Origin of the sequence: Herbiconiux dendrobii, from assembly GCF_052048175.1 — a bacterium.
Classification (GTDB): domain Bacteria; phylum Actinomycetota; class Actinomycetes; order Actinomycetales; family Microbacteriaceae; genus Herbiconiux.
In genome coordinates this window covers 84,457-110,449 of sequence record NZ_JBLZQV010000007.1, presented here as the reverse complement: position 1 = coordinate 110,449, position 25,993 = coordinate 84,457, and the positions used below count along the sequence as shown (strand labels likewise).

Annotated in this window: 27 protein-coding genes; 17 read left to right on the top strand and 10 right to left on the bottom strand. The window is 70.1% G+C overall.

Going from position 1 to position 25,993, the window contains the following annotated elements; all coding sequences use genetic code 11:
* Positions 1–24: 24 nt before the first annotated feature.
* On the bottom strand, positions 25–654 hold the full coding sequence (gene ctaE / locus ACN4JJ_RS18485) for an aa3-type cytochrome oxidase subunit III (RefSeq protein ID WP_440711364.1): 630 nt from the start codon (positions 652–654) through the stop codon (positions 25–27).
* Between the two features lie 125 nt (positions 655–779).
* On the opposite strand from ctaE, the gene trpD reads away from it, so the two are divergent.
* Positions 780–1,832 (top strand): anthranilate phosphoribosyltransferase, encoded by a 1,053-nt coding sequence (gene trpD, locus ACN4JJ_RS18480; RefSeq protein WP_440711363.1) that lies wholly within the window; start codon positions 780–782, stop codon positions 1,830–1,832.
* A gap of 227 nt (positions 1,833–2,059) precedes the next feature.
* Here trpD and glpK read toward each other — a convergent pair whose 3' ends face one another.
* Both glpK and ACN4JJ_RS18470 read right to left on the bottom strand, forming a co-directional pair.
* On the bottom strand, positions 2,060–3,580 hold the full coding sequence (gene glpK / locus ACN4JJ_RS18475) for a glycerol kinase GlpK (protein ID WP_440711362.1): 1,521 nt from the start codon (positions 3,578–3,580) through the stop codon (positions 2,060–2,062).
* Between the two features lie 106 nt (positions 3,581–3,686).
* Positions 3,687–4,457 carry an MIP/aquaporin family protein gene (locus ACN4JJ_RS18470; RefSeq protein ID WP_440711361.1) on the bottom strand — a complete coding sequence of 257 codons (771 nt, stop codon included), beginning with the start codon at positions 4,455–4,457 and terminating at the stop codon, positions 3,687–3,689.
* A gap of 237 nt (positions 4,458–4,694) precedes the next feature.
* On the opposite strand from ACN4JJ_RS18470, the gene dhaK reads away from it, so the two are divergent.
* From dhaK to dhaM, 3 genes are read left to right on the top strand one after another with little or no spacing between them, the layout of a single operon-like run.
* The gene (dhaK, locus tag ACN4JJ_RS18465; RefSeq protein ID WP_440711360.1) at positions 4,695–5,696 is read left to right on the top strand and encodes a dihydroxyacetone kinase subunit DhaK; all 1,002 of its coding nucleotides are present in this window, start codon (positions 4,695–4,697) and stop codon (positions 5,694–5,696) included.
* A gap of 4 nt (positions 5,697–5,700) precedes the next feature.
* Entirely contained in the window at positions 5,701–6,354 is a 654-nt protein-coding gene (gene dhaL, locus ACN4JJ_RS18460) for a dihydroxyacetone kinase subunit DhaL (RefSeq protein WP_440711359.1), read from the top strand.
* Position 6,355: 1 nt separating this feature from the next.
* Complete coding sequence (gene dhaM / locus ACN4JJ_RS18455) at positions 6,356–7,087, top strand: dihydroxyacetone kinase phosphoryl donor subunit DhaM (protein ID WP_440711358.1); 732 nt, start codon at positions 6,356–6,358, stop codon at positions 7,085–7,087.
* A gap of 26 nt (positions 7,088–7,113) precedes the next feature.
* Here dhaM and ACN4JJ_RS18450 read toward each other — a convergent pair whose 3' ends face one another.
* Positions 7,114–7,560: a nitroreductase family deazaflavin-dependent oxidoreductase gene (locus ACN4JJ_RS18450; protein WP_440711357.1), complete on the bottom strand. Its 447-nt coding sequence runs from the start codon at positions 7,558–7,560 to the stop codon at positions 7,114–7,116.
* A 172-nt stretch (positions 7,561–7,732) separates the two neighbouring features.
* Between ACN4JJ_RS18450 and ACN4JJ_RS18445 the strand changes: the two genes are divergently transcribed.
* From ACN4JJ_RS18445 to ACN4JJ_RS18430, 4 genes are all read left to right on the top strand, one after another.
* Positions 7,733–8,032, top strand: coding sequence for a hypothetical protein (locus ACN4JJ_RS18445; protein ID WP_440711356.1), 300 nt, complete (start codon positions 7,733–7,735; stop codon positions 8,030–8,032).
* Positions 8,033–8,072: 40 nt separating this feature from the next.
* Positions 8,073–9,017 carry a DNA adenine methylase gene (locus ACN4JJ_RS18440; protein WP_440711355.1) on the top strand — a complete coding sequence of 315 codons (945 nt, stop codon included), beginning with the start codon at positions 8,073–8,075 and terminating at the stop codon, positions 9,015–9,017.
* A 167-nt stretch (positions 9,018–9,184) separates the two neighbouring features.
* Positions 9,185–11,695: a helix-turn-helix transcriptional regulator gene (locus ACN4JJ_RS18435; RefSeq protein ID WP_440711354.1), complete on the top strand. Its 2,511-nt coding sequence runs from the start codon at positions 9,185–9,187 to the stop codon at positions 11,693–11,695.
* Positions 11,696–11,754: 59 nt separating this feature from the next.
* Positions 11,755–12,552, top strand: a complete 798-nt coding sequence (locus ACN4JJ_RS18430) for an alpha/beta fold hydrolase (RefSeq protein WP_440711353.1) — start codon at positions 11,755–11,757, stop codon at positions 12,550–12,552.
* Here the strand turns inward: ACN4JJ_RS18430 and ACN4JJ_RS18425 are convergent.
* The 3 genes from ACN4JJ_RS18425 to ACN4JJ_RS18415 all read right to left on the bottom strand — a co-directional run bounded on the left by ACN4JJ_RS18425 (position 12,542) and on the right by ACN4JJ_RS18415 (position 15,599).
* A complete protein-coding gene (locus ACN4JJ_RS18425) occupies positions 12,542–14,764 on the bottom strand; it encodes a hypothetical protein (RefSeq protein ID WP_440711352.1) in 2,223 nt (740 codons plus the stop codon). The genes ACN4JJ_RS18430 and ACN4JJ_RS18425 overlap by 11 nt on opposite strands.
* Positions 14,765–14,832: 68 nt before the next feature.
* A complete protein-coding gene (locus ACN4JJ_RS18420) occupies positions 14,833–15,216 on the bottom strand; it encodes a DUF202 domain-containing protein (protein WP_440711351.1) in 384 nt (127 codons plus the stop codon).
* Positions 15,213–15,599: a YidH family protein gene (locus ACN4JJ_RS18415; protein ID WP_440711350.1), complete on the bottom strand. Its 387-nt coding sequence runs from the start codon at positions 15,597–15,599 to the stop codon at positions 15,213–15,215. The genes ACN4JJ_RS18420 and ACN4JJ_RS18415 overlap by 4 nt, the downstream gene beginning before the upstream one ends.
* Positions 15,600–15,724: 125 nt before the next feature.
* Here ACN4JJ_RS18415 and ACN4JJ_RS18410 point away from each other — a divergent pair, with 125 nt between their 5' ends.
* Entirely contained in the window at positions 15,725–16,444 is a 720-nt protein-coding gene (locus ACN4JJ_RS18410; RefSeq protein WP_440711349.1) for a helix-turn-helix transcriptional regulator, read from the top strand.
* A gap of 112 nt (positions 16,445–16,556) precedes the next feature.
* Complete coding sequence (locus tag ACN4JJ_RS18405) at positions 16,557–16,943, top strand: VOC family protein (RefSeq protein WP_440711348.1); 387 nt, start codon at positions 16,557–16,559, stop codon at positions 16,941–16,943.
* 35 nt (positions 16,944–16,978) lie between these two features.
* Here the strand turns inward: ACN4JJ_RS18405 and ACN4JJ_RS18400 are convergent, their stop codons facing one another.
* Complete coding sequence (locus tag ACN4JJ_RS18400) at positions 16,979–17,614, bottom strand: cation diffusion facilitator family transporter (protein WP_440711412.1); 636 nt, start codon at positions 17,612–17,614, stop codon at positions 16,979–16,981.
* Between the two features lie 32 nt (positions 17,615–17,646).
* On the bottom strand, positions 17,647–18,000 hold the full coding sequence (cmtR, locus tag ACN4JJ_RS18395; RefSeq protein WP_440711347.1) for a Cd(II)/Pb(II)-sensing metalloregulatory transcriptional regulator CmtR: 354 nt from the start codon (positions 17,998–18,000) through the stop codon (positions 17,647–17,649).
* Positions 18,001–18,126: 126 nt separating this feature from the next.
* On the opposite strand from cmtR, the gene ACN4JJ_RS18390 reads away from it, so the two are divergent.
* On the top strand, positions 18,127–18,546 hold the full coding sequence (locus ACN4JJ_RS18390; protein WP_440711346.1) for a RidA family protein: 420 nt from the start codon (positions 18,127–18,129) through the stop codon (positions 18,544–18,546).
* 55 nt (positions 18,547–18,601) lie between these two features.
* Here ACN4JJ_RS18390 and ACN4JJ_RS18385 read toward each other — a convergent pair whose 3' ends face one another.
* Entirely contained in the window at positions 18,602–19,876 is a 1,275-nt protein-coding gene (locus ACN4JJ_RS18385; protein WP_440711345.1) for an MFS transporter, read from the bottom strand.
* A 62-nt stretch (positions 19,877–19,938) separates the two neighbouring features.
* On the opposite strand from ACN4JJ_RS18385, the gene ACN4JJ_RS18380 reads away from it, so the two are divergent.
* The 6 genes from ACN4JJ_RS18380 (at position 19,939) to ACN4JJ_RS18355 (ending at position 25,947) form a co-directional block, all read left to right on the top strand.
* Positions 19,939–20,595 carry a CGNR zinc finger domain-containing protein gene (locus ACN4JJ_RS18380; protein WP_440711344.1) on the top strand — a complete coding sequence of 219 codons (657 nt, stop codon included), beginning with the start codon at positions 19,939–19,941 and terminating at the stop codon, positions 20,593–20,595.
* 193 nt (positions 20,596–20,788) lie between these two features.
* The gene (locus tag ACN4JJ_RS18375) at positions 20,789–21,784 is read left to right on the top strand and encodes an ABC transporter substrate-binding protein (RefSeq protein ID WP_440711343.1); all 996 of its coding nucleotides are present in this window, start codon (positions 20,789–20,791) and stop codon (positions 21,782–21,784) included.
* Entirely contained in the window at positions 21,784–22,740 is a 957-nt protein-coding gene (locus tag ACN4JJ_RS18370) for a 5-formyltetrahydrofolate cyclo-ligase (RefSeq protein ID WP_440711342.1), read from the top strand. Before ACN4JJ_RS18375 ends, ACN4JJ_RS18370 begins: the two co-directional genes overlap by 1 nt.
* The gene (locus ACN4JJ_RS18365; protein WP_440711341.1) at positions 22,737–23,510 is read left to right on the top strand and encodes a 5-formyltetrahydrofolate cyclo-ligase; all 774 of its coding nucleotides are present in this window, start codon (positions 22,737–22,739) and stop codon (positions 23,508–23,510) included. The genes ACN4JJ_RS18370 and ACN4JJ_RS18365 overlap by 4 nt, the downstream gene beginning before the upstream one ends.
* A complete protein-coding gene (locus tag ACN4JJ_RS18360) occupies positions 23,507–24,370 on the top strand; it encodes an ABC transporter ATP-binding protein (RefSeq protein ID WP_440711340.1) in 864 nt (287 codons plus the stop codon). Before ACN4JJ_RS18365 ends, ACN4JJ_RS18360 begins: the two co-directional genes overlap by 4 nt.
* Positions 24,370–25,947 carry an ABC transporter permease gene (locus ACN4JJ_RS18355; RefSeq protein ID WP_440711411.1) on the top strand — a complete coding sequence of 526 codons (1,578 nt, stop codon included), beginning with the start codon at positions 24,370–24,372 and terminating at the stop codon, positions 25,945–25,947. Before ACN4JJ_RS18360 ends, ACN4JJ_RS18355 begins: the two co-directional genes overlap by 1 nt.
* Positions 25,948–25,993: the final 46 nt, after the last annotated feature.

The window sequence follows — 25,993 nt, the reverse complement described above, 5'->3', positions numbered from 1 at the left end:
CGGCGGATGCCGGGTGGCTGCGTGCTACTTGAGCACGTAGATCACCAGGAACAGGCCGATCCAGACCACGTCGACGAAGTGCCAGTAGTACGACACGACGATGATGGACGTCGCCTCTTTGTGACCGAAGTTCTTGACGGCGAAGACGCGGCCGAGCATCAGCAGCATCGCGATGAGGCCGCCGGTGACGTGCAGGGCGTGGAAGCCGGTGGTGAGGTAGAAGGCCGATCCGTAGGCATTGCCGTCGATGGTGATGCCCTCGGAGACGAGGGTGGCGTACTCGAGCACCTGGCCGGAGACGAAGATCGCGCCGAAGGCGTAGGTGAGGAACATCCACTCGGTCACACCCCACTTGACGGGGCTCCAGCCGGTGCGCTTGGCCTGGCCGCGTTCGGCGGCGAACACCGCGAACTGGCACCAGAACGACGAGATCACCAGGATGATCGTGTTGACCAGCGCGAACGGCACGTTGAGGATGGTGGCCTGCTCGGCCCAGGCACCCGGGTTCGTGGAACGCAGGGTGAAGTAGATGGCGAAGAGGCCCGCGAAGAACATGACCTCGCTGCCGAGCCACACGATGGTTCCCACCGCCACGATGTTGGGGCGCTGAACCATGGTGGCACTCTGAGAATGGGTCATTGAGCTGCTCGTCACTGTTCCATTATGTCTGAATTCACAGGCGATTTTTTGCACATACGCGGCTTCGCCCGGGACTACCGGCGTGTCTCGGGTGGTGGTACGGCCCAGGAGGGGATCGAACCGGCCATAGGATCGCTGCTATGGCTGAAACGCACTCCTGGCCCGACACGATCGCCCGTCTGCTGACCGGGGAGGATCTCTCCATCTCCGAGGCCGCCTGGTCGATGGATCAGGTGATGGAGGGCGCCGTCACCGAGGCTCAGCTGGCCGGGTTCCTGGTCGCACTGCGGGCCAAGGGCGAGACCGTCGACGAGATCGTCGGGTTCCGGGACGCGATCCTGGACCACGCCCTGCCGCTGCACGTCGACCCGATGGCGCTGGACATCGTGGGGACCGGGGGCGACCGCTTCGGCACCGTGAACGTGTCGACGATGGCCTCGATCGTGGCCGCGGCGGCCGGCGTACCGGTGATCAAGCACGGGAACAAGGCGGCCTCGTCGAAGTCGGGGGCGTCGGACGTGATGCGCTCGCTCGGCATCGACGTGGATCTGTCGCCCGAGCGGGTGGCCCAGGTGCTCGCCGAGACGGGGATCACCTTCGCCTTCGCGGCGAAGTTCCACCCCGGCTTCAAGAACGCCGCCGGGGTGCGCGGCGAGCTCGGTGTGCCGACCGTTTTCAACTTCCTCGGCCCGCTGTGCAACCCGGCGCGCACCGAGGCCTCCGCGGTGGGCGTGGCGCATCTCGACCGCGTGCCGCTGATCGTGGGCGTCTTCCAGACCCGCGGCGCGACCGCCTTGGTCTTCCGCGGGGACGACGGGCTCGACGAGCTCACCACCACGGGTCACAGCCACATCTGGGAGGTGTCCCGCGGATCGGTGAAGGAGCACGACCTCAACCCGCGCGACCTGGGCATCCCGCGCGCCTCGATCGACCAGCTGCTGGGCGGCGACGGCGACCACAACGCCGAGGTGGTGCACCGAGTGCTCGCCGGAGACCCCGGCCCCGTGCGCGACATCGTCCTCCTGAACGCCGCCGCCGGCCTGGTCTCCTACGACCTCGCCAACGACCCCTCCCAGGTAGACCGCCCCCTCCTGGAGCGCCTCTCCGAGAAGCAGTCCCTCGCAGCCACAGCAATCGACTCCGGTGCCGCATCAGCCAAGCTCTCCGCCTGGGTAGCCGCCACCCAGTCCTGAGAACAGCGCCAACCGCCACAAGATACCAACATCGCAGTCCCCGATCCCAAGTCTCAGGCCGTACTCGACGACCCAAGGTGAGCGTGTGGCCGAGGGATGCGACCGAAGGCCGCGTCCCTCGACCGCGCGCTCACATCTCGCGCTTTGCCGGGCAGGGACCGGCAAAGCCCCGGTGACGCCGAGCGAAGCCCGGCGCCGCCGGCAGCTAAATCAAGCCCGGCAGCTAGCTACTGCACGTCGTCGTCGACCCAGTCCAGCGTCTTCGTGACGGCCTTCTTCCAGTTGCGGTAGAGGCGGTCGCGCTCAGCGGAGTCGAGCTCGGGCGTCCAGCGCGAGTCCTCCTGCCAGTTGGCGCGCAGCTCGTCGAGGTTGGCCCAGAAGCCCACCGCGAGGCCGGCCGCGTAGGCCGCACCGAGGGCGGTCGTCTCCGCCACGACCGGACGGATGACCGGCACGTCGAGGATGTCGGCCTGGAACTGCATCAGCAGGTTGTTGGCGATCATGCCGCCGTCGACCTTCAGTTCGGTCAGGGGAACGCCGGAGTCGGCGTTGACCGCGTCGAGCACCTCTTTCGTCTGGAACGCCGTGGCCTCCAGGGCCGCCCGGGCGATGTGGCCCTTGTTCACATAGCGGGTGAGGCCTACGAGCGCGCCACGGGCATCCGACCGCCAGTAGGGCGCGAAGAGTCCCGAGAACGCCGGTACGAAGTACGCCCCGCCGTTGTCGTCGACCGTCTTGGCCAGCTCCTCCACCTCGGGGGCCGAGGAGATCAGCCCCAGATTGTCGCGCAACCACTGGATGAGCGAGCCGGTGACGGCGATCGAGCCTTCCAGCGCATAGTGCGGCACGTCGTCGCCGAGCTTGTAGCCGAGGGTCGTCAGCAGCCCGTTCTTCGACTTCACGATCTCGGTGCCGGTGTTGAAGATCAGGAAGTTGCCGGTGCCGTAGGTGTTCTTGGCCTCGCCGGCATCGAACGCGGCCTGGCCGAACGTGGCGGCCTGCTGGTCACCGAGGATGCCCGCGACCGGCACCTCGCGCAGCAGCGAGGAGTCGTGCACGGTGCCGTAGACCTCGGAGGACGACTTGATCTCGGGCAGCATCGATTTCGGAACACCGAAGGCCTCGAGGATGTCGTCACGCCACTCGAGCGTCTCGAGATCCATGAAGAGGGTGCGCGAGGCGTTCGTGACATCCGTGATGTGCACGCCGCCGTCGACGCCTCCGGTGAGGTTCCAGGTGACCCAGCTGTCGGTGGTGCCGAACAGCAGGTCGCCGGCTTCGGCCTTCTCGCGGGCGCCCTCGACGTTCTCCAGGATCCAGACGATCTTCGTGCCGGAGAAGTACGTGGCCAGCGGGAGGCCCACGATGTCTTTGAAGCGCTCGGTGCCCAGGTCGCTGTCGGCCGCCAGGCGGTCGACGATCGACTGCGTGCGGGTGTCCTGCCACACGATGGCGTTGTAGACGGGCTCGCCGGTGGTCTTGTCCCACACGACGGCGGTCTCGCGCTGGTTCGTGATGCCCACGGCCTTCACGTTGTGGCGGGTGATGTTGGCCTTCGAGAGGGCCTGCCCGATGACCTCGCGGGTGTTGTCCCAGATCTCCTTGGGATTGTGCTCCACCCAGCCGGCCTTGGGGAAGATCTGCTCGTGCTCCTTCTGGCCCTGCGAGACGATCGTTCCAGCATGGTCGAACACGATGGCCCGGGTCGAGGTGGTTCCTTGGTCGATGGCGATGATGTAATCCGTCATGGCAACTCCTTTGTGGGTAGACGAACAGAGAGCGGATGAGCGCGGCTGAACCGCGCCGAAAGAGAAGCGGGCCGGTCCACTTCACTGTGGACCGGCCCGCTGGGTGTCAGGTGAGGATGGGCAGGAGCGGGATGGCGAGCAGACCTGCCAGTACGCCGCCGATGACCGGGCCCACGACCGGGACCCAGGAGTACGACCAGTCCGAGGTGCCCTTGCCCTTGATCGGCAGGATGAAGTGCGCAATACGCGGGCCGAGGTCACGAGCCGGGTTGATCGCGTACCCGGTCGGGCCACCGAGCGAGGCACCGATACCGATCACCAGCAGCGCCACGGGGAGCGCTCCGAGCGCGGCGAGACCGCCGTCGCCCTGACGGCCGCCGCCGAAGCCGATCACCACGAACACCAGCACGAAGGTGCCGATGATCTCGGTCACCAGGTTCCAGCCGTAGGAACGGATCGCCGGGCCGGTCGAGAACACGCCCAGCTTGTTCGCCGGCTCCGGCTCCTCGTCGAAGTGCTGCTTGTACGCCAGCCACACGAACACCGCACCGATGATCGCACCGATCAGCTGCGCGCCGATGTAGGCGATCACGGAGAGGAAGTTGACATCGACCGGAGTCGCCGCCGAGCCGAACTCCGTCGCACCGTTGGCCAGGAGGCCGAGCGTGACGGCCGGGTTCAGGTGCGCGCCCGAGGCGTAGGAGACGATCACACCGGCGAAGACCGCGAGGCCCCAGCCGATGTTCACCATCAGGAACCCGCCGTTGAATCCCTTCGTCCGCACCAGCGCCACGTTCGCCACGACACCGCAGCCGAGCAGGACCAGCAACGCCGTCCCCACCAGCTCCGACAAGAAATCGATACCGAGATTGTCCACGATGACCTTCCTTCGCACTGTTCGGCCACCCGCTGTGACCTCCGTGGTGAACGGTTGCCCCCACCATAAACCCAGGATGTTGCCAGGTACACGGCTATTTGCGGCGATCCCGTGCGATCTTCGGCACCGTTCCACCGGCGCTACCGCCGCGATTGCGAATCGGCGTAGATTTGCCGTGGATGGCCAGGCGCTGGCTCCCGTCGCGGGCGACGAACGTCCGATCGAAGGGGAATTTCAATGAAGAAGCTCATCAACGATCCGAAGAACGTGGTCGACGAGGCCGTCGTGGGGTTCGAGGCCGCGCACGGCGACATCGTCACCGTGTCGCACGACCCGATCTACATCGTGCGGAAAGACGCCCCGGTCTCCGGCAAGGTCGGCATCGTCAGCGGCGGCGGCAGCGGGCACGAGCCCCTGCACGGCGGATTCGTCGGGTTCGGGATGCTCGACGCCGCCGTTCCCGGTCCGGTCTTCACCTCGCCCACGCCCGATCCGATCCTGGCGGCCACCAAGGCCGTCGACGGGGGAGCGGGTGTGCTGCACATCGTGAAGAACTACACCGGCGACGTGCTCAACTTCGAGACGGCCGCCGATCTGGCCTCCGCCGAGGACATCGAGGTGCGCTCGGTGATCATCGACGACGACGTCGCCGTGAAGGACTCGCTCTATACGGCCGGCCGTCGTGGCGTGGCCGGAACGGTGCTGGTGGAGAAGATCGCGGGGGCGGCCGCCGAGCGCGGCGACGACCTGGATGCCGTGGTGGCGGTGGCCGAGAAGGCCAACGCCCGGGTGCGCACCATGGGCGTGGCGCTGACGCCCTGCGTGGTGCCGCACGCCGGCGAGCCGAGCTTCGTGCTGGCCGACGACGAGATCGAGATCGGCATCGGCATCCACGGCGAACCGGGCCGCGAGCGGATCACGCTCGAACCGGCCGACGCCATCGTCGACCGCCTGCTCGCGCCCATCCTGGAAGATCTGCCCTTCGCCTCGGGCGACGAGGTGCTGCTGCTGGTCAACGGCATGGGCGGCACCCCGCAGGTGGAGCTGTACATCGTGTTCCGCCGGGCGGCCGAGGTGCTCGCCGAGAGGGGGATCACGGTGACGCGCACTCTGGTGGGCAACTTCGTGACCTCGCTGGAGATGCAGGGCGTGTCGATCAGCGTGCTGAAACTGGACGAGGACCTGACAGAGTTGTGGGATGCGCCCGTGCAGACCGCGGCGCTGCGCTGGGGAAGGTAGACGAATGAGCTTGGGCATCGACTGGACCACGGACTGGATCCGCAGGACGGCACAGGTCGTCTCGGAGCACCGGGTCGAACTGGTCACCCTCGACCGTGAGATCGGCGACGGCGACCACGGCGAGAACCTCGACCGCGGGTACACCGCCGTACGGGCGAAGCTCGACGATCTGCCGGCCGACGCGGTTCCGGGTGATGCCCTGAAGCTCGTCGCCACGACGCTCATCTCGACGGTGGGCGGAGCATCCGGCCCTCTGGTGGGCACGGCGTACCTCAAGGCCGCCGCCGCCGTGGGCAAGGAGCCGGAGCTCGACGGCGCCGCGCTGGTCGCCCTGCTGACCGCCGCCCGCGACGGCATCGTGCTGCGCGGCAAGGCGGAGCCCGGCGACAAGACGATGATCGACGCCTGGACTCCGGCGGTCGACGCCGCTGCGGCCGCCCAGGCGGCCGGCAAGACCGAGGCCGAGATCCTGGATGCCGCGGCCACCGCTGCCGAGAAGGGCGCGAAGGCGACCGAGCCCTTGGTGGCCCGGAAGGGTCGCGCGAGCTATCTGGGGGAGCGGGCCATCGGGCACCGCGATCCGGGAGCGCAGTCGTCGTCGCTGATCCTGCGGGCGGCGGCGGATGCTGCGGCCGACGCCGCCGGGAAAGACGCCTGACATGGCGGGTACCGAGGGCACGGTCGGGATCGTCTTCGTCTCGCACAGTTCCAAGATCGCCGAGGGGCTCGTCGAGCTCGCCGCGCAGATGGCGGGCACCGCGACCCTGGTGGCCGCCGGCGGCACCGACGAGGGCGGCATCGGCACCAGCTTCGACAAGGTGACGGCCGCGGTCGAGGCCGCCGACTCCGGTGCGGGCGTGGCCGTGTTCTGCGACCTCGGATCGGCCATCCTCACCGCCGAGACCGCACTGGACTTCCTCGACGACGAGGTGCGTTCGCGCGTACGGATCGTGTCGGCGCCCCTGGTCGAAGGCGGCGTGGCCGCGTCGGTCGCCGCGGAGTCCGGGGCCGATCTGGCCGCGGTGGTCTCCGCGGGCGAGTCGGCCAACGCCATCGGCGAGACGAAGGCGGCGGATGCGGGAGACGGGCACATCGCGGCCGTTCCGGTGTTCGAGGCCGGGCCCGCCGCATCCGGAACCCCGTCGCGCACCGTGACGGTGGTCAACAAGGACGGCCTGCACGCACGGCCCGCCGCGGAGTTCGTGAAGCTCGCGACGACCTTCTCCGCCAAGGTCACCGTGAACGGCAAAGACGCGAAGAGCCTGCTCGGCATCATGTCGCTCGGGCTCACCAAGGGCTCGAGCGTCGAGCTCGCCAGTTCGGACCCCGACGGCGCCGACGCGGTGAATGCGCTGGCCGACCTGATCGAGACCGGTTTCGGCGAGGCCTGAGCCGCAGCGTCAGGCCCCGCCGGCCGCTACTGCTCGGGGTCGAAACGCGTGAGCACGAAGACGGGGATCGACCGATCCGTCTTCTGCTGGTACTCGGCGTAGGGCGGGTAGGCGGCGACGGCGCGCTCCCACCAGAGCGCCTTCTCGTCGTCGAAGACCTCGCGGGCACGGTAGTCGTGCTTCTCGGTGCGATCCTGCAGCTCGACGTGGTCGTCCGCCAGCACGTTGAAGTACCAGACCGGATGCTTCGGGGCGCCGCCGAGCGAGGCCACGATGGCGTACTCGCCGTCGTGCTCGACGCGCATCAGGGGCGTCTTACGCAGTTTGCCGCTCTTGGCGCCGATGGTGCTGAGGATGATGACGCTCATCCCGTTGAGCTCGGTGCCCTCGGTTCCTCCTGAGGTCTCGTAGAGCTCGAGCTGCTTGCGCGCCCAATCGCTGGTTCCGGGTTCGTATTCCGCTGTCAATGGCATGAATTCCACAACGGCGAGGAAGCGGCAGGTATTCCGTGCGAAAATTGATCTTTCGGGCGGCATCTCCGCCCGGAGCATCGGAAGGGTCGTCATCACCACCATGGCAAGCAGTACAGGAACGAAGTGCCCCGTGTGCGGGAAGTCCGTCGCGGTCGGTCTCGTCTCCGGGTCCATGATCCAGCACGACGACAAGAACGCCCAGCGCTGCCGCGGCACGGGTCAGATGCCCGTCGTGCGCGCGCCCCGCGCCGCATCGACCGGCGGCAGCAGCTCGGCGGGAACCCGTCCGGCCGCGAAGAAGGATGCCAGCCCGGCCACGAAGGGCTCGCTCTCGGTGCGCCGCGTCGAGGTCGACCCCGACGTGCTGCGCGAGCGCCAGGAACGCACCGAGCGCCTGCGCCGGGAGCGCGCCGAGGCGGCTCGCGAGCGCAACGAGGTGCACGTGTCGTACTTCGACGAGCCCGGTCGCTGACCGCGGCATCGATGGGGGAGTGCGTCGGCGAGCGGATGCCGTGAGCCGCACCGCGCGACGGCTCGCTCCGCCGTATCTCGACTCGGTGCGCCGGCGCCGGCAGGCCGAGCGGGTGCTCGAGTACGTACCGGCGGCCGCCGGAGGGTACGTCGAACCGCTCCTGGACGGCGGAGCCGTGGCCGTTGCACTGCTGGCGCGGCATCCGGAGTGGTCGTTCGTGCTCGGCAGCCCGAACCGCGACCTGGTGACCGTGTGGGCGACGGTGCGCGCCGAGGCGCGTGCGGTCGTGGAGCGCGTCGCGTTCCACGCCGCGCGGCACAGCCCGGCGTACTTTCTCGCCGAGCGCGAACTCGCTGTGCCCGCCGTGCCCGCCGTGCCCGCCGTGCCCGCCGTGCCCGCCGGCGATCGTGCGGGCGCGACCCACGCGCCGGAGGGCTTGGACCGATCGGGCGTCCCGGACCGGCCGGTCGGCTCTGACGTCGAGCGGGCGGCGCGCTTCATCTACCTGCGCGGAACGGCGGCGCCCGGCCCGGGAGGTCTGCCCCTCCAGCACTTCGGCGACGCGCTCCCCGGGCGTGACGAACCGGCCTTCGACGCCGCAGGGCTGCTCGAACTCGCCTCCGTGTTGCGCGACCGCGATGTCGAGTTCGTGGTGGGGTCGCCGTTCTCGTTCCTGCCTGCGGTTCGGGAGGACGACGTGGTGTTCCTGGATCCGCCCACCGGGGCATCCGCTGGTTCCCCTCCCTCGGCCGGCGAGGCCAGGGAACTGCGGAGCTTCGCCGGTGCCGTCACGGCGAAGGGCGGTGCGCTCCTGGTGACGGGCGGTTCCGCCGGGTCGCCGGACGCGTTCGCGGCCTGGCGCGAGCTCCGCCCGCTCGATGAGGCGGCCACGCGTTCCGGATCGTCGGAGGTCGGAGTCTGGGCCAACCGGCCCCTCCGCCGGCTGCTGCGGGTCGAGGACGACCGCCCGCGTCGTCGCGACTGAGCGCGGGGAGTTCCGCCGCACGGTCGGCTGTTGTAGTCTCCGCCTACAGGTGGAGGGGGCCTAACAGGTGGAGGGGGCCTACAGGTGGAGGGGACGACGATGATCACTCTTCAGGGCGGAGCCGGTTCCGCCCGGGTCGCGGCATGACCGAGACGGAGCGACACGGCATGCCGGAGCGCTCTGCCGAGAGAGCACGTGCGCGCGACGCCTTGCTCAGCGGCACGGGTGTCGTCATCGTGGGCGAGCGCGGTTCGGGTCGCGCCGACTTCCTGCACACGGTCCAGCAGGAACTCGATACGGCCACACGCGGACGCCTGTGGATCGGGCAGGACCTCGAGGTGCTGGACGACGAGCGGCTCGCGCGCTTCGTACAGGCGGTGGGCTCCGGCACGATCCTCCCGCTCGCCACGATGTCGGTGCGCGAGGCACCGCGGCCCGCGATCGACGCACTCCTGCGCCGCGGTGAGGTGATCCGGATCATGCTCGGCCCGCTGTCGTCGAGGGAACTCGTCGGTGTCGCGGAGCGGCTCCTCGACGGGCCGCTCGAGACGGGTTTCCTCCCGAGCTTCATCCCGGCGCGCGGTGGGGCGGACATCGAGGCGCTCGAGGAGTTCCTGCGGCACGCGGCGGGATCGGGCCAGCTCACGCGCACCGAGGGCGGCTGGCGGATCGGCGCAACCGTTCCACCCAGCGAGCCGCTCCGGCGCCTGATCCACTCACGAGCCGCGCGAGGATCGGACATCGGCGAGCTCACGGCGACGCTGCTGGACGTGGTGGCACTCACCCCCGGTGTGTCGCTGACCTCTGCGGAGCGGATCGTCGAGCGCCTGCAGATCGCCGGTGAGGTCGACGAAGCCCTGGAGCGGCTGGAGGAGGCGGGGATGCTGGAGATCGTCGAGACGGCGGTCGAACCGCGGCTTCGCATCCGGGACGGAGTGGTGGAGGTCTTGCTGCCCCAGAGCATCGGGGTGCTCCGGCGTCGGCGGCTCGCGGCGGCGATCGTCGAGGTGCTGGGCGAGCTCCCGGCGACGGAGTTGAGTGCCGGCGAGCTCGTCGCGTTCGCTCGACTGTCGCTGGCTTCAGGGCGCACCGTTCCGACCCGCACCCTCGTCCAGGCCGCCACGACGTCACTGCGTGCGCCGGACTCGGCCGTCTCGCTCCAGCTGGCCACCGCGGCGGTGGAGTCCGGGGGCGGGTTCGAGGCCGAGATGGCCCTTTCCGCGGCGGATGCGCAGGCCGGGAACTCGGCGGCGGCCCGGGCGCGATTGCACCGGCTGGTGGCGGCGGCCGACGGCGACGCCCAGGTGAGCGGCGTGATCACCGCGCTGACGAATCACATCCTCGTGAGCACGGCCGATCACGACGCGCTCGGCGAGCTCTGGTCGAGCGCCGGACCCATCCTGCACGTGTCGAGCCCGCGCGCGAACGCCTCGAAGGGCTTCGTGCTCTTCGCTCTCGGCGACGTGATCGGTGCGGCCGAACTGGTGCGGCCGGCGCTGACGCAGCTCGCCGGCGAGGAGTACGGCGAGGCCTGCTTCGTGCTGGCCAACTCGGCGCTCCTCCAGGGGCGGCTGACGGAGGCGGAGTCGATGCTGGCCGCGTCGGAGGCCGCCCTCTCCCAGGCGGGCGCGGACAGCTCGAAGGTTCAAGTGGTGCGCGCGAACGTGCAGTTCTTCCAGGGCCGTGGCACGGAATCGCTGGTCGTGATCTCGGCTTTCCGCGACGGGGCCGCCGCGGCGGGGATGGCCGCAGCGCAGGCCCTGTGCGGCTGGGCCGTCGGCATCGTGATGATCTCGCAGGGCCGGATCGCGGAGGCGCACGCCGAGCTGCGCACCTCGCTGGCCATCATGGAGCGCCTGGGCCTCACCGGCACGGCACGCGGCGTGCGCAGCGAGCTGGCCACCGTGCTGGGCATCATGGGTGAGAGGGCCACCGCGATGGAGGTGCTGGCTTCCAACGCCGAGGCACCTCCCGGCAACGGATCCGCCGGCAAGATCCTGCAGGCCCGAGGCTGGATCGACGCCGGATCCGGACGGCCGGACGAGGCGGTGACGAATTTCGTCCGGGCGGCTGATGCCTATGCCGCCCAGGGCCTGTATCTCGCTCAGGTCAGTGCCCTGACCGATGCGGCTCGCGCGGGAGGCGCATCCACGGTCCTGGCCAAGACCCACTCACTGGCCGACCTCGTGGAAGGCCCCTACGCGGCCATCGGCGTGCGTCTGGTCAGGGCCCTCGCCGATCGGCAGTCACCGGAGACCGCTGCCGCCGTGCGGGCGGACGACCTCGCGGCGGAGTTCGACCGCATCGGTGAGGAGGCCGCCGCGATCGACACGCACATGATCGCGGCCGAGGCCTTCTCGCACGCGGCCGAACTGCACCATCTCGCCGGAGCGTCGCGCGATGCGGCGGCCTCCGCCCGCCGGCGCGACGAGCAGGCGAGACTGTGCGGATCGGAACGGCTCCCGTTCGTGCGGCTGCAGCGGCCGGCCGTGCTCTCCGAACGGGAGGAGGAGCTGGCCCGCCTCGCCTCGAGCGGGCTGAGCAACCGGGAGATCGCCGAGCAGCTGACCCTGTCGGTGCGGACGGTGGAGACGCACCTGCAGCGGGTCTATCAGAAGCTGGGCATCCGCGGCCGCGCCGAACTGGCCTCGGCCGTCCAGCGCGACACCGCCGGCTGAGGACCGACCCGAACTCTGGCCTCCGTCGAGTCCATGCGATAGCATGAGCATTACTCAGCATGAGAGGGGCCAGGATGAACGGGCTGCGGATGCGGCGGGGCGGCACGTCGACACTGCTGAACGTGGCCGTCGACCAGGGGGAGGGGCCCGTGGTCGTGCTGGTGCACGGGATCAACTCCTCGTCGAAGAGCTGGGCGCATCTGGTGCCGCTGCTCTCGCCGCTGTACCGCGTGATCGCCATCGACCTGCTGGGCTTCGGCGGGTCGGTCGCTCCCGCCACCGCCACCTTCACCCTCGACGAGCACGTCTCGGCACTGCACGCCACCATCCGGTCGCTGCGCCTGCGCGGCCGGTTCACGCTCGTGGGGCACAGCCTCGGCTCGCTGATCGCATCGCGGTACGCGGCGGTGCACACTCGCGAGGTGAGTCAGGTGGTGCTGGTCTCCCCGCCGGTGTACGCCGAGGAGGCGTACCTCACCGACCGGGCCGACCGGCTGGCCGTGAAGACCTACCTGCGGTTCTACCGCTTCCTCCGCACCGACCGGGATCGCACCACGCGCCGGCTCGCCTTTCTCGACCGCATCCTGCCGGGGCCGGGGATCGTGATCGAGGAGCGGTACTGGAGGGCGTTCGCGCAGTCGATGGAACACTGCATCGAAGGGCAGACGACGCTGACGGATGTCGCGCAGATCCGGGTGGGTGTGGATGTGCTCTACGGGGTGCGCGACCGGATCGTGCTGCCCGACAGCATCGAGCGCCTGGCGCGGCTCCAGAATGTGACCGTGCACCCGGTGGCCAAGGGCGAGCACAGCGTTCTGCGGCCGATGGCGCTGCAGATCGCGCGGGTCATCGACTGATCGAGCCGGACACCGTCGGCCTCGGCCGGTCTGTTTCGGAAGCGCTCCGGGTGGCTTCTGCGCCCGCATCCGGCCGGGTCCGAGGCCCGGTGAAGCGAAAGTAGGCCCAGGTCGCCATGCTGATCGCGGAGAAGGCGGCGAAGCCGATCGCCCACGGCGACAGGAGCGACGGCACCTCGACCCAGCTCGAGGGCAGCGGGATGATGACCGCGGCGAAGGCTGCCAGCGCGACCGCGTAGAGCGCCGCCCAGGCGACACGGGACACGGAGAACACCGAACCGCCGTCGAGGAAGGTGAGAGGCAGCAGCGCGATCGCCAGCCCGGCGAGCGTCTCGACCGTGATCCCGGTGAGCACCTCTCCCGCCAGCTGGTTCGCGACATCCGGATGCGCCTGCCAGGCCGGCGCGAGCATCCCGAAGGCGAACCAGCTCGCCAGTCCCAGGCCGAGCAGGGTGACACTCGTCACGACGGTGATGCGCGCCAGGTGGCGGCGGCGCAGTCGCGTGCCGAACTCGACGCCGAGCACGAGTCCGAACAGCAGGCCGGGCTGGATCTCGGCGACGCGTGAGAGCAGCACCGTGGCCACCACCAGCAGGAGGGTGAAGGGGCGGGGCGCGACCACGGTCGCGGCCCGGTGCACGCGCGCGGCGAGCAGACCGCCGGCCAGGATGCCGAGACCGTTCACCACCAGCATCACCAGGGCGAGGGCGAGCACGAGACGCAGAGAGCGGGCGTCGATTCCGGCCGACGGATCGGCGAACGCCGAGACCGCGGCGGTCACCAGCACGATCACCAGCGGGCCGAGCACACGACGCGACCGGCTGCGCACGGCGGCGGCCTGGGCCGCGCGGGCAGGCAGCAGCCGCCGCAGGCGGTTCAGGACCGGTGCGATCCGGTCGTGGTTCTCTCGGACGGTCGACTGGAGCAGTTCGGCCGGCAGCGCCAGGAGCAGCAGGAAGCCGGCGGCGACGAGGAAGACGGAGAGCGCGTAGGCGGGGGAGCTGAAGGGGATGGCCATCGGCGGCCTGAGCGAGGTTCCGAAACCCGTGGGATCGTTCCAGCCGGTGGCCGCGTGATCGGTCGGAGCCGAGGCGGCTGTCGGGCCGGCATCGTGAGCGCTCGGGGTGCCCTGTCCCGAGGGTCGCGGCGAGCCGTCGGCGGCCGCGTCGGCGCCGAGCGTGCGCGAGTCGGGGCGGCCGGCCGTGCTGTCTTCCGGTGCGTCGCCGGCAGAGCTCTGGGCCGTGCTGGGGCGCCCGTTCTCGGACATCCGCACCGGAGGATCGGAGGATGAGTCGGATGAGTCGGATGACGAGGAGCTCGAAGGGTCCGTTCCGGTATCGCCGGGCCATGGTGAGCCTGCCTCGGATGCGGCCGGCGAAGCGGCGTCTCCGGTCGCGGTGCTGGGGGTGCCGGGAACGGGCGTGACCGGATCCGCCGGAACGCCCGGAACGCCCGGACCGCCCGAACCGGCTGGACCGCCTGGACCTCCAGGATCGCCCGGACCGGCGGGATCGATCGGATCCGTCGGGACGACCGGGATCACGACGACGGGCAGCCGGTAGACGAGCGCAGCCGGCGGCGACGGCGCGGAGGCGGTCGTCGCGTATGGCGGAGTCTGGGTCGCGGTGAGGGACGAGCTGCCGACATCCGCGTCGGTCAGGGCCAGTGCGCAGCTCCAGGCGCCGCCCGCATCGGCGACGGTGTCACACGCCGGCGCGCCGTCGAGGAAGACCTCGACCGAGGCGCCCGGAGCCGCCGTGCCCGAGGTCACGAACCCCGCCGCATCGGTCGAGATCCCTCCGGATTGACTCGCATCCAGTCGCGGTGGGTTCACCGCGCCGATCAGGCGGCCGATCACGGTCACCGAATCGCTGACCGTCACCTCGCCGAAGAAGTCGGCCATCGTGATCCCCGTGCACGCCCAGGTGCCGTCGTCGTGCACGAGGCCCTCGCAGATCGGGTCGGCCGCGGGATCGCTGACCGTCACGAGGTCGCCGAACGCGCCGAGCCCGGTGAAGACGGCGGAGAACACTCCGGCCGAATCCGAGACGAAGACCTCGCCGGCGTTCGGCTGCTCCAGGGTCAGGGGCGTGGTGCTCTCGGCGAAGGCGCTCGGTGGCGAGCTGAGACCCGGGCCGCCGAGGGTGGCGAACGCAGCCGACGCCAGGAGCGCGACGGTCGCGCCGAGCCGTCCGAGCATCCGTCGTTCCATGCAGAAGAATATACTGATGAAAGCTCAGCAATGTAAGAGCGGCGGCCGATCCGGCTGCGGCGTCGACGTCAGAGAAGTCGGGGGAGCAGCTCCGCTCCGCCGCCGGCGACGGCGAGACAGAACGCGAGCGCGCACCCGGCGATGAGCAGAGTCGTGACCGCGGTGAGCGCGATCAGCCGGCCGTCGGGCCGCCGATCCGGCTCACTGTGCTCGATCAGTGCCCGGTGCAGGCGTCGATAGCGCCGGTGGGCGAGGACGAGGAGGGTGATCGCCAGAACGAGTCCGGCGCCCGTCGGCAGGTAGGCCCAGGGGCCGACGACCGCGGGCACGATCCGCACGGCGACCAGAGCGCCGCCCGCGAGCGCGAGCGCACTGCGGCGCCAGGCGAGGGCGGTGCGCTCCGGCTGGAGCCCGGCATCGTAGAGCGGGAGCCTTGAGGCCGGGCCCTTCACGCGAGCAGGATGCCGAGCAGCACGAGCACCCCGGCTGCGACGACGGCCACCCCGAGCGGCAGCGACAGGGCGGGCGAGGGCAGCGGCCGGCCGTGCCGCAGGGCACGCTCGGCGAGCATCCAGCCGAGCCAGGCCTGCACCGGGGTGGCGACGCCGGCGGCGATCAGCACGAGCGACGCGGCGAGCCGGAATCCGCTCTGCAGGCCGAGGCCGAGAGCCTCGAGCGCGACGCCGGCGGCGATCAGGGCGAGGGCGGTGCGGATCCAGGCCAGGAAGGTGCGCTCGTTGGCCAGGGTGAACCGCGGATCGGGCTCCTCACCGCTCGCGAAGACCCGGGCCGGGAAGCGGTGGCCGGGTGCAGCGCGGGAGTCGTCGTCGCTCATCGATCCCCATTATGGCAACCGGGGCGACCATTGTGGCCACAGGCGCCGCGACGACCTGACGGATCCGGCCCCCGGTGCTCCGCACGAACGCGAGCGGATGTCGATCCGGTGGCTAGGGTCGAGGTGTGAACCGCACCGATCGCCTCTACGCCCTGGTCGAGGAGCTGCGGGCGGTCGCACCGCGGCCGCGCAGTGCAGCCTGGCTCGCGGGGCGGTTCGAGGTGAGTGCGCGCACCATCGAGCGCGACCTCTCGGCGCTGCAGCAGGCGGGCGTGCCGATCTGGGCACAGAACGGCCGGCGGGGCGGGTACGCCATCGACGCCACCCACACCCTCGCGCCGCTCGGCCTGACGGTCGACGAGGCCCTGGCGGTCACCGTCGGACTCGGCATGCTCTCCGCCAGCCCGTTCCGCCTCGCGGCCGCATCCGCTCTCCGCAAGATGGTGGCCGTGATGGACGAACGCAGCGTGCAGCAGACCGCGGCTCTCACCGAGCGGGTGTACCTGCTCGACGACGCCTCGGCTCCGGATGCGCCGGGTCACCTCGACGGGGTGCTCGTCGCCGGGCGGGTGCTGAGCATGACCTATCGCGACCGGGCGGGGGAGCAGACCGTGCGGGAGGTCGAGCCGCTGGGGTTCGTGGGCAAGGGTCGCGACTGGTACCTCATCGGCTGGTGCCGGCTCCGCCACGGCGTGCGGGCCTTTCGCGGCGACCGCATCGAGCGGGCCGAGCCGACGGGGGAGCGCGCGCCGGCACGCACGCTGAGCCCGGATGACCTCGAGATCGCGGACGGCCGGCTCCGAGCGGTGGGTGCCGAAGGGGCCGAGAGCGGGCATCCGTCCTGAAACACCGACAGGACGGTGTCGCGAACGGGCCGCAGGCTGGTCGGGACGGGCCGGACGGCTCGCGCTCGATCGATCGGCCGGCCGGTGCCGGCCGGATCCCGAAAGGACCCTCATGGACTTCGCCTCCATCCGCATCATCACCGACGACGTCGACCGGCTCGCCGCGTTCTACGAACTCGTCACCGGGCTGACCGCTGTGCGGCCGGCACCGGTGTTCGCCGAGATCCGCACGGCCACGGGGGTGCTCGCCATCGGCAGCACGACGACGGTGGCGATGCTCGGTGGCCGCGCCCCGCGACCGGGACGCAACGACTCGGTCATCCTCGAGTTCCTCGTCTCCGACGTCGACGCCGAGTTCGACCGACTGCGCAGCGCGGTCACCGAGGTCGTGCTCGAACCCGCCACGATGCCCTGGGGCAATCGCTCCGCCCTCATCCGGGACCCCGACGGGAACCTGGTGAACCTCTTCTCCCGTCCGGCACCGGCGGACGCGATGTGACGCGAGCCGACCTCCGACGCCCGAGCGCGGCGGAGTCAGCCGCAGTCGTCGTCGTCATCGTCCCTGTCGAGGAGCATGCCGACCGATGTGGCGCAGGCGTCGCCCTTCCACGCTTCGATGCCCTCGCGGATCGCGAAGACGACGATCACGAGCGAGGCAATCGGGTCGGCCCACCACCATCCGAAGAGCGTGTTGAGGAGCAGCCCGACGACCACGGCGGCCGACAGGTAGGTGCAGATCAGCGTCTGCTTCGAGTCGGCGACCGCGGTCGCGGAGCCGAGCTCGCGGCCCGTGCGCCGTTCGGTGAGCGAGAGGAACGGCATGACGACGACGCTGAGAGCGGTGAGCACGATCCCGACGGTGCTGTGCTCGACCTCGACCGCGCGTCCGAGGGTCACGACCGCGGTGGTGCCGACATAGAGGGCGAGGGCGAAGAAGGCCAGAGCGATGACGCGCAGGGTGCCCCTCTCCCAGCGCTCGGGCTCTCGACGGGTGAATTGCCAGGCGACCGCCGCGGCGGAGAGTACCTCGATGGTCGAGTCGAGGCCGAAGCCGATCAGCGCCCCCGAGGAGGCGACGGTGCCGGCCGTGATCGCGACGATCGCCTCGATCACGTTGTAGCCGATTGTGATCGCGACGATCAGGCGGATGCGCCTCTGTAGCCGGGCCATCCGTTCCCGGGTCGGGCGTTCGGTCGCGATGGTCACGAGGTGGCCTCGCAGCAGCCAGGGACGGGGCACGCCTCGTCGTTGCATTCCGCGGACGAATCGACGGCGAGTACGACCCCCACCAAGTCGTCGAGCGCCTTCGCGAGATGGGCGTCGGCGATCTCGTAGCGGTGCTGCCGGCCTTCGGGCTCGGCGACGACGATGCCGCAGTCGCGCAGGCAGGTGAGGTGGTTGGAGACGTTCTGGCGCGTGAGTTCGAGCTTCTCGGCGATCTCGGTGGGGTAGGCCGGCCGGTCGAGTAGCAGCATCAGGATGCGTGACCGGCTCGGGTCGGCCATGGCCCGGCCGAGTCTGTTCATGACGTCGAGCCGCGTGCTGAGGGTGATCATGACCCAATTAATACAGCGTCCACTGTACTAATGCGAGCATCCAACCCATGCGATCGGATCACCTTCCGGCCCGGCCGTAGGATGTCGGGAAAGCCGACGTCGACATCAAGCCCCGGGGAGCGACCTGTGGAACGTACCGTGATCTTCACCCCGGATGCGCCGTGGTCCCCTGGGGGTTCCAGCCAGGCGATCGCGCACGACGGTGTCCTGTACGTCTCGGGCCAGCTTCCGATCGACCCGACCAGCGGGCAGATGCCGCCTCGACCGTTCAACCCGTTGTTCGGGGGCGGTGAGCAGGCGGTCGACGCGCAGACGAGGCAGTGCTTGACGAACGTGAACGCCATCTGTCGGGCCGCGGGGGCCGACCTGTCCGATGCGATCAAACTCACCGTCTACACGCCCGTGTTGATCGAATTCGCCTCCGTGATCGATCGGGTGTTCCGTGAGTTCTTCCCCGTGGCCGCTCCCGCGCGCTCGATGATCGGTGTGAACGTGCTGCAGGGCAATGCGCTCGTGCAGGTGGATGCCATCGTGCCGCTCGGCTGACCCTCGGCTGGATCTCCGCTGTATCCACGCTGCGCGGTCGCCCGGTGACGCGACGTCACACGATCGCGAGGTCGCCGATCCGGCGGATGCGCGCCAGCGGCGACAGGGCCACCCAGGCGACCGTGACGAGGCAGAGAGCCGCGCCGAGCCCGAGGGCGTCCCGGGTACCCAGCCATTCCCCGGCGAGCCCGCCGGCCAAGGCGCCGATGGCGATCGTGCCGTAGGTGACCGTGCGCATCGAGGCGTTCACCCGGCCGAGCAGCCACGAGGGGGTGCGGAGCTGACGGACGGTCACGAGCAGCACACTCGAGACCCCGGTGCCCGCGCCGTTCAGCGCCCAGACGGCGGCGAGCACGGCGACGATCGCCGGGGTGCCCCAGCGCTCGTCGACGAGGGGGATGACGGAGAGCGCGGAGCATTCCACCACCGCGCAGCCGATGAGCAGGTGACCCGCCGCGAAACGCCGCGTCAGCCTCGGGGTGAGAGCGGTCGCCGCCAGCGCACCGGCCGCTCCGAGCGAGAACACCAGCCCGATCTGCCCCGCGTCGAGCCCGAGAACACGGATGCCGTGCAGGGTGAAGGGCACGACGATCCACTGGGCGAAGGGGTTGTACAGCGCGGAGAATCCGACGTTCGCGAGCAGGTACCGGTCGTTCCGCACGTAGCGGATGCCCTCGCGCAGGTCGTCGAGAAAGCGCAGGCGACCGCCATCCTCGATGTCCGGCCTGTCCGGTGGGGGCTCGGGGGTGCGGATGCTCGCGGCCGCCATCCCCGAGACGGCGTAGCCGAGGGTGGTCCCGAACAGGGCGACGGGCGCGCCCAGCCACTGGGTCAGGAGTCCGGCGAGGCCCGGCCCGCCCACTTCCGCTCCGGATGCCGTCGCCTGAAGACGCGAGTTCGCCCCTTCCAGCGCCGAAGGTGGCACGAGGGAGGGGACGACCGACTGATAGCAGACCTCATAGAGCACCGCGAAGGTTCCGAGGGCGGCCACGGCGGTCAGGAGGAGGGGGAGGGACAACCCGCCGAGCAGGGCGGCGATGGCCACAGCGAGCATGAGCGCCGCTCTCGACCACTGACTGAGCACGATGAGGCGGCGACGGCGGCGACGGTCGGCGAGCACGCCGAGCGGCAGCGCGAGCACGAGGAACGGGAGCCACTGGGCGAGTCCGATCAGCCCGAGGTCGGCGGCCGTGGCGTCGAGCACGGTGATGGCCACGAGAGGCACCGCGAGTTCCCGCACCTGCTCGCCCGTGAGCGAGGTCGCCTCGGCGAGCCAGAAACGACGGAAGTCTCCGCGCCAGGGCACTGTAATGCGTGATGAGCGTTCCATGAGTTAGAGCCTGTCACGATTCGATAATGCGTGAAAGCGCGGGCACGCATTATGATGACGATATGGATGATTCGTCCCTGCCGACGGTACGGTCGTTCTCGGCGATCGCGGGCCACCTCGCACTCGATCTCGTGAATACCGTGCACTGGCGATTGAGCGGTCCGCGGTGGATCGACACGCTGGAGTCGTACGACGCGGTGGTGGCGTGGGCACGGCAGTTCGACCTCGTCGACGACGAGGCGGCGGGGGAGCTGCGGCGGCTGGCCGGCGAGGATCCCGACCGCGCCGCGCAGGAGCTCGACCGCGTACGAGCACTGCGCGAGGGGCTCTACTCGGCGGTGTATTCCGCGCCTGCCGCCGATCCGTCTCCGCCACGCCGCGCCATGGACGACCGTGATCTCATCGCCGCCGAGTACGCCGACGCGATCACGTCGGGGCGGCTGTCGAGCCCGGGGGAGAAGGCTGCACCCTGGGCCTGGGACGTGCCGGCCGACCTGTCGCTGCCGCGCCACCGCATCGCCTTCGCCGCCGTCGACCTGCTGACCTCGGCCGCGCCCGGCGCTTACGGGCAGTGCGCCGACGACGAGTGCGGCTGGGTCTTCCTCGACTCGTCACCGCGCCACAACCGCCGGTGGTGCGTCTCGGCCGACTGCGGCAACCGCAACCGCGTGCGCCGCTACAACGAGCGCGCCCGCGCGTCGGACCGCTCGGCGCCCTGACCATCCCGCATCCGCTGTCCGCGCGCCAGCCATGATCCACAGATCCATGAACAGCTCCGGGCTGAGGTGGTTCAAACGTCTATACGTTTACATGTTCGAAATCTGGGGCACACAGGTCTGACACATCCTCTTCGTACTGTCGTGAGCAGCTCCTCCGCACCGTCTCATGTCCGTTCGACCAGGAAGCCAGCCCATGCCCTCATTCCTCTCCCGCCGCCGCACCGCGGTAGCCGCCGCCGCGGTGTCCCTGACAGCGTTCGCCCTCGCGGGCTGCTCGTCGCCGAGCGCCGGAAGCTCCTCGGCCGACCAGCTCACCTTCCAGGCCTCCTGGATCAACGACGCCGAGTTCTCCGGCTACTTCACGGCCGTCGACAAGGGCTACTACACCGACGAAGGGCTCGATCTCGAGTACCTCGCCGGCGGCCCGAGCGTCATCCCCGAGAGTTCGCTCATCTCGGGCAAGGCCGACATCGCCCTCACCAGCCCCGACACCACGGTGAGCGCGATCGCCGACCAGGGCGCCGACCTCGTCATCATCGGCACCCAGTACCAGCAGAACCCGCTGGGCATCGTCAGTCTCGAGGAGAACGGCATCGCGAGCCCCGCCGACCTCGTCGGCAAGACCGTGGCCGTGCCCGACGTGAACCGCATCGCCTTCGACGCGATGCTCACGCTGAACGACATCGATCCCGCCTCCGTCACCGTGGTGCCCTACGCCTACGACCCGACCCCGCTGCTCACGGGCGAGGTCGACGCCACGCTCGACTTCGTCACCAATGTTCCGTTCACCATCGAACAGGCCGGCGGGAAACCGACGTCGTTCACGCTCTACGACTACGGCTACAAGATCCCCAACGACACCGTCGTGGTGACCCGCGACACCCTCGAGAACAAGGCCGACCAGATCACCGCCTTTCTCAAGGCGAGCCGGGGAGGCTGGACGGAGAACCTGGCCGACCCCGCCGTGTACCCGCCGACCTTCGAGAAGACCTGGTTCGAGGGCACCGGCCGCACGGTGGAGAACGAGATCTTCTTCAACACCGCGCAGAAGCCGCTGATCGAGTCCGACACCGGCATCCTGTCGATGTCGGAGCAGTCGATCCAGGACACCATCGACACGCTGGCCCTGGTCGGGATCACCGCGACGCCCGACATGTTCGACATGTCGCTGGTGAATGCGATCGGTTGATGGACCGCCGAGCTCCCGCCTACGCCCAAGTGGCCGAGTCGCTGCGCGAGATGGCCCTCGCCACCCGACTGGACATCGACGACCCCTTGCCCCCGGAGCCCCGGCTCACCGAGCTCTTCAACGTGAGCCGGGGAACGCTCCGGCGGGCCACCGAGGAACTCGTGCGCGAGGGTCTGCTGGTCAGTACGCCGGGCCGCGGAACCTTCGTGCGCAAGCACACCCAGATCAGGCTGCTGGTGGCCGACGCCCTGCGCCGGGTGGCCGTGCCCGACAGCCGCTGGAACCTCGACGTGACCTCGTTCGTCCCGGATTTCGCCGGCGCGGCGGAGTGCCACGGGCGGGTGGCGGCGATGAACCACTACGCCACGGCGCAGACCCTCTTCATCACCCCCGACAACAGCCTGCAGGGGCTCATCGTCCGCGCCCTGGCCGACGGCAAGCGCGTGCTCGTGCCCACCTACGCGATGCGGCGGGGGATCGTCCTGCTCGACCCCACCGCCGTCCCCGCGGAGCACCGCGAGTTCGCGGCCACGCTCGACGGGCTGGAGCGCTTCGGCACCACGCTCGACCTCGCGGCCCTGCGCCGGGGCCCGAAGGTCGACCTCCTCGTGACCGGCGCGATGGCCCTCACCCTCAGCGGTGTGCACGTCGGCAGCGGTGACGCCTATCTCGACCTCGAGTGGGGCATCCTGTCGCAGCTCGGGCTGGTCGACGACTCCACTCCCATCGTCGGCGTCGTGCATCCGTGCCAGGTGGTGGAGCAGGAGCTCCCGCCCAAACCCCTCGACATCACCGTCGACGTGATCATCACCACCCTCGCCACGATCACCCCCGAACGCCGGTACGCCCGGCCGCACGGCATCAGCTGGGGTGCGCTGGACACCGAGCGGATGGACTCGATCGCCTACCTGCGGGAGCTGCACCCCGTCTACTCGGAATGGAACGACAACGCATGACCGACACCCGACCGTCCTCCGCCGGAACAGCAGCGGGAACCGGAACCCAGGAACACCGCGACCGCATCTGGGAGGTGCTCTCCCGCGTGGGCAAACCGGACTCCCGCTTCCACTGGGACTTCAGCTCCTTCATCGCCGACTTCGAGGGCAACGACGCCGCAACGGCCCGCGTTCTCGACCTGCCGGTGTGGGCCCGCGCCGATCGTGTCTTCATCACGCCCGACAACTCCACCGAGCGACTGCGTCGCGAGGCCATCCGGGCCGGAAAGGCGCTCCTGGTGACGACCTACGGCATCCGCCGTGGATTCCTGCTCCTGGAGCCCGGGACGGTGCCGGAGGCCGAGATCAGCTACGCCGCCACCCTCGACGGCCTCGACCATTACGCCCGGCCGGTCACCCTCACCGAGTTGCGGGGAGGCGATCCGCTGCCCCTGCTCGTCACCGGCGGCTCGGCCATCAGCACCAACGGCATCCGCTTCGGCAAAGGCCACGGCTACTTCGACCTGGAGTGGGCGATGCTCTCCGAGATCGGGCTGACGGATGCGGCATCGGAGGTCGTGGACATCGTGCACGACGAGCAGGTGGTCGACGAGGTCCTCACCGGCGAACCGCACGACGTGGCCGTGGACTGGATCGCCACTCCCGAACGCCTGCTGCACGTGGCCGAACCGGGCCGAGCACCCGGCCGGGTGTTCTGGGAACTGCTTCCCGGAACCGAGCACGAGACACTTCCGCCCATCCTCGAGCTCGGCCGGGACCGGCGGCCGTGAACGCGGGCGGCACCGACCCGGCGGGCACGGCCTCGGCGGGTACGGCCTCGGCGGGCACGGCCTCGGCGGGCATCGTCCTCGAGGGCGTGACCAAGAGATACGAGACCCGATCCGGTGGCACGCTCGCCGTCGACACCACCGACCTGGTGCTCGAGCCCGGCTCGTTCACCGCGCTGATCGGGGCTTCCGGATGCGGCAAGTCGACCCTGCTGAAGATGCTCGCCGACCTGGAGGAGCCCAGCACGGGGACCATCCGCATCCACGGGGAATCGCCGTCGGCGCTGCGGCGCCAGGGCAAGATCGGGGTCGCGTTCCAAGACCCGTCGCTGCTGCCGTGGCGGAGCGTGCGCAAGAACATCGCGCTCACCGTGCAGGCCTCCGGCCGCCCGGTGGACTGGTCGCGGGTGGACGAACTCATCGAGCTCGTGGGGCTGACGGGCTTCGAGAGCGCCAAGCCGGGCCAGCTCTCGGGCGGGATGCGGCAGCGCGTCTCGATCGCCCGCGCCCTGATGCTCCAGCCCGAGGTGCTGCTGCTCGACGAGCCGTTCGGAGCCCTGGACGAGCTTCTGCGCACCTCGATGAACGTCGAGCTGCAGCGCATCTGGCTGGAACGTCGCAACACCACGGTGATGGTGACGCACTCGATCTCCGAGGCGGTGTTCCTGGCCGACACGATCGTGATCATGGGCGCCCGGCCCGGACGGGTCGCCGACGTGGTCTCGGTCGACGCCGCCCGGCCGCGGGACGCCGCATCGATGCGGTCGCCCGAGTTCCACGCGCTCTGCGATGACATCTCCGAGCGCCTCGCGCAGGCGATCCGCGTGGCGGGGGACAGCCCGGTGCGGGGTGTCGCACCGTGATGACGAGGGTGCGCGGGGTGCTCGCGGTGGTGGTCGTGCTGGCGCTCTGGCAGCTGGTCGGAGCAGCCGGGCTCGTGGCGGGGGGAGCGCTGCCGGCGCCCACCGCGATCGTCACATCGTTCGTGCAGAACGCCGGGGTCTATCCCCAGCACATCTGGGCCACACTGCAGGCCGCCGCCGCGGGATTCGTGATCGGGAACGTGGTGGCCGTTCTGCTCGCCGTGCTCTTCCTGCTCGTTCCGGCGGCGGAGCGGATCAGCCGCATCCTGCTGGTGACGCTGTTCTGTCTGCCGATCGTGGTGATCGCGCCCATCCTCGGCGTCGCGTTCCCGGACGAGTGGCCGAAGATCCTTCTCGCGGCTCTCGCGGTGTTCTTCCCGACGATGATCGCGACCCTCGTCGGGCTGCAGCAGATCCCCTCCGAGGCGGTGGACGTGGTCTGGGTGTCGGGCGGCGGGGCGATCCGAGCGCTGCTCCTGGTGCGGTTGCGCGGCGCGCTGCCGGATCTTCTGGCGGGCCTGCAGGTCGCCGCGCCATCGGCCATCCTCGGCGCGATCCTCGGTGAGTTCCTCGGCGGCACTCGTGGCCTCGGCGTCTACCTGCTCGGCACGATGGGATCGGCGAACGCCGCCGGCCTCTGGGCCATCGGTCTCACCGCGGCCGCGCTCTCCGCGCTCGGCTACCTCGTGTTCGGCGTTCTGCGACGCCTGCTCGGCACGGCGGTCGCCCCCACGGTCACCGACGTCAACGTCGGAGCGGACAGCGCCGTGGCCTCCCGCCGCTTTCGGGGAGCCGCCCGATTCGCACGCGCGCATCCGGTGCTCGCCTCGATCGGCTGGACCGTCGGGGGAGTGGCCTTCGCCTACTTGGCGTGGCGGGCCTTCATCGCCGCCACCGGGCTGCCCACCATCATCATGAACACGCCCGAAGACGTCTGGAACAGCCTCTTCGTGGCGTCGCGGAGCGCCGAGCTGCGCGATCAGCTGCTCGGCGCCCTGGCTCAGAGCCTTCCGCCGATGGCGGTGGGAGCCCTGGCGGGCATCGCGGTGGCCTTCGTGCTGGCACTGGGGTTCAGCCTCTACCCGAGCGTCGCGCGATCGGTGATGCCCTTCGCCTTCCTCAGCCAGACGATGCCGATCGTGGCGCTGACACCGCTGATCGCCCTGATCTTCGGCCGCGGAGACCTCACCATCGTGATCGTGACCGTCTCGGTCACCTTCTTCCCGAGCTTCGTGGCGATCGTGCAGGGCATCTCGCGGGCACCGCAGGGGCCGGTCGATGTGCTCCGTTCCGTCGACGCCGGCCGGTGGCGCATCATGTTCACCGTCATCCTGCCGAACGCCCTGCCCTACCTCTTCGCCTCGGTGCGGTTGGCCGTGCCCCGGGCTCTGACGGGCGTCGTGCTGGCCGAGCAGTTCGTGACGGGAACCGGCCTCGGGGGCCTGCTCGGCGAGGCCCGCGGACACCTGGACTACCGGGCCATGTGGGTGGTGGCGGTCGTGGTGGCGGTCATCTCGGTGGTGCTCTACGCTCTCGCACACCGCGCGGAACGGCTGGCCGAAGCCGTGCTGCGCTGAGCCGAACCCGCGCGATCCGGGCCGGCCCGATCGATCCGGGCCCCTC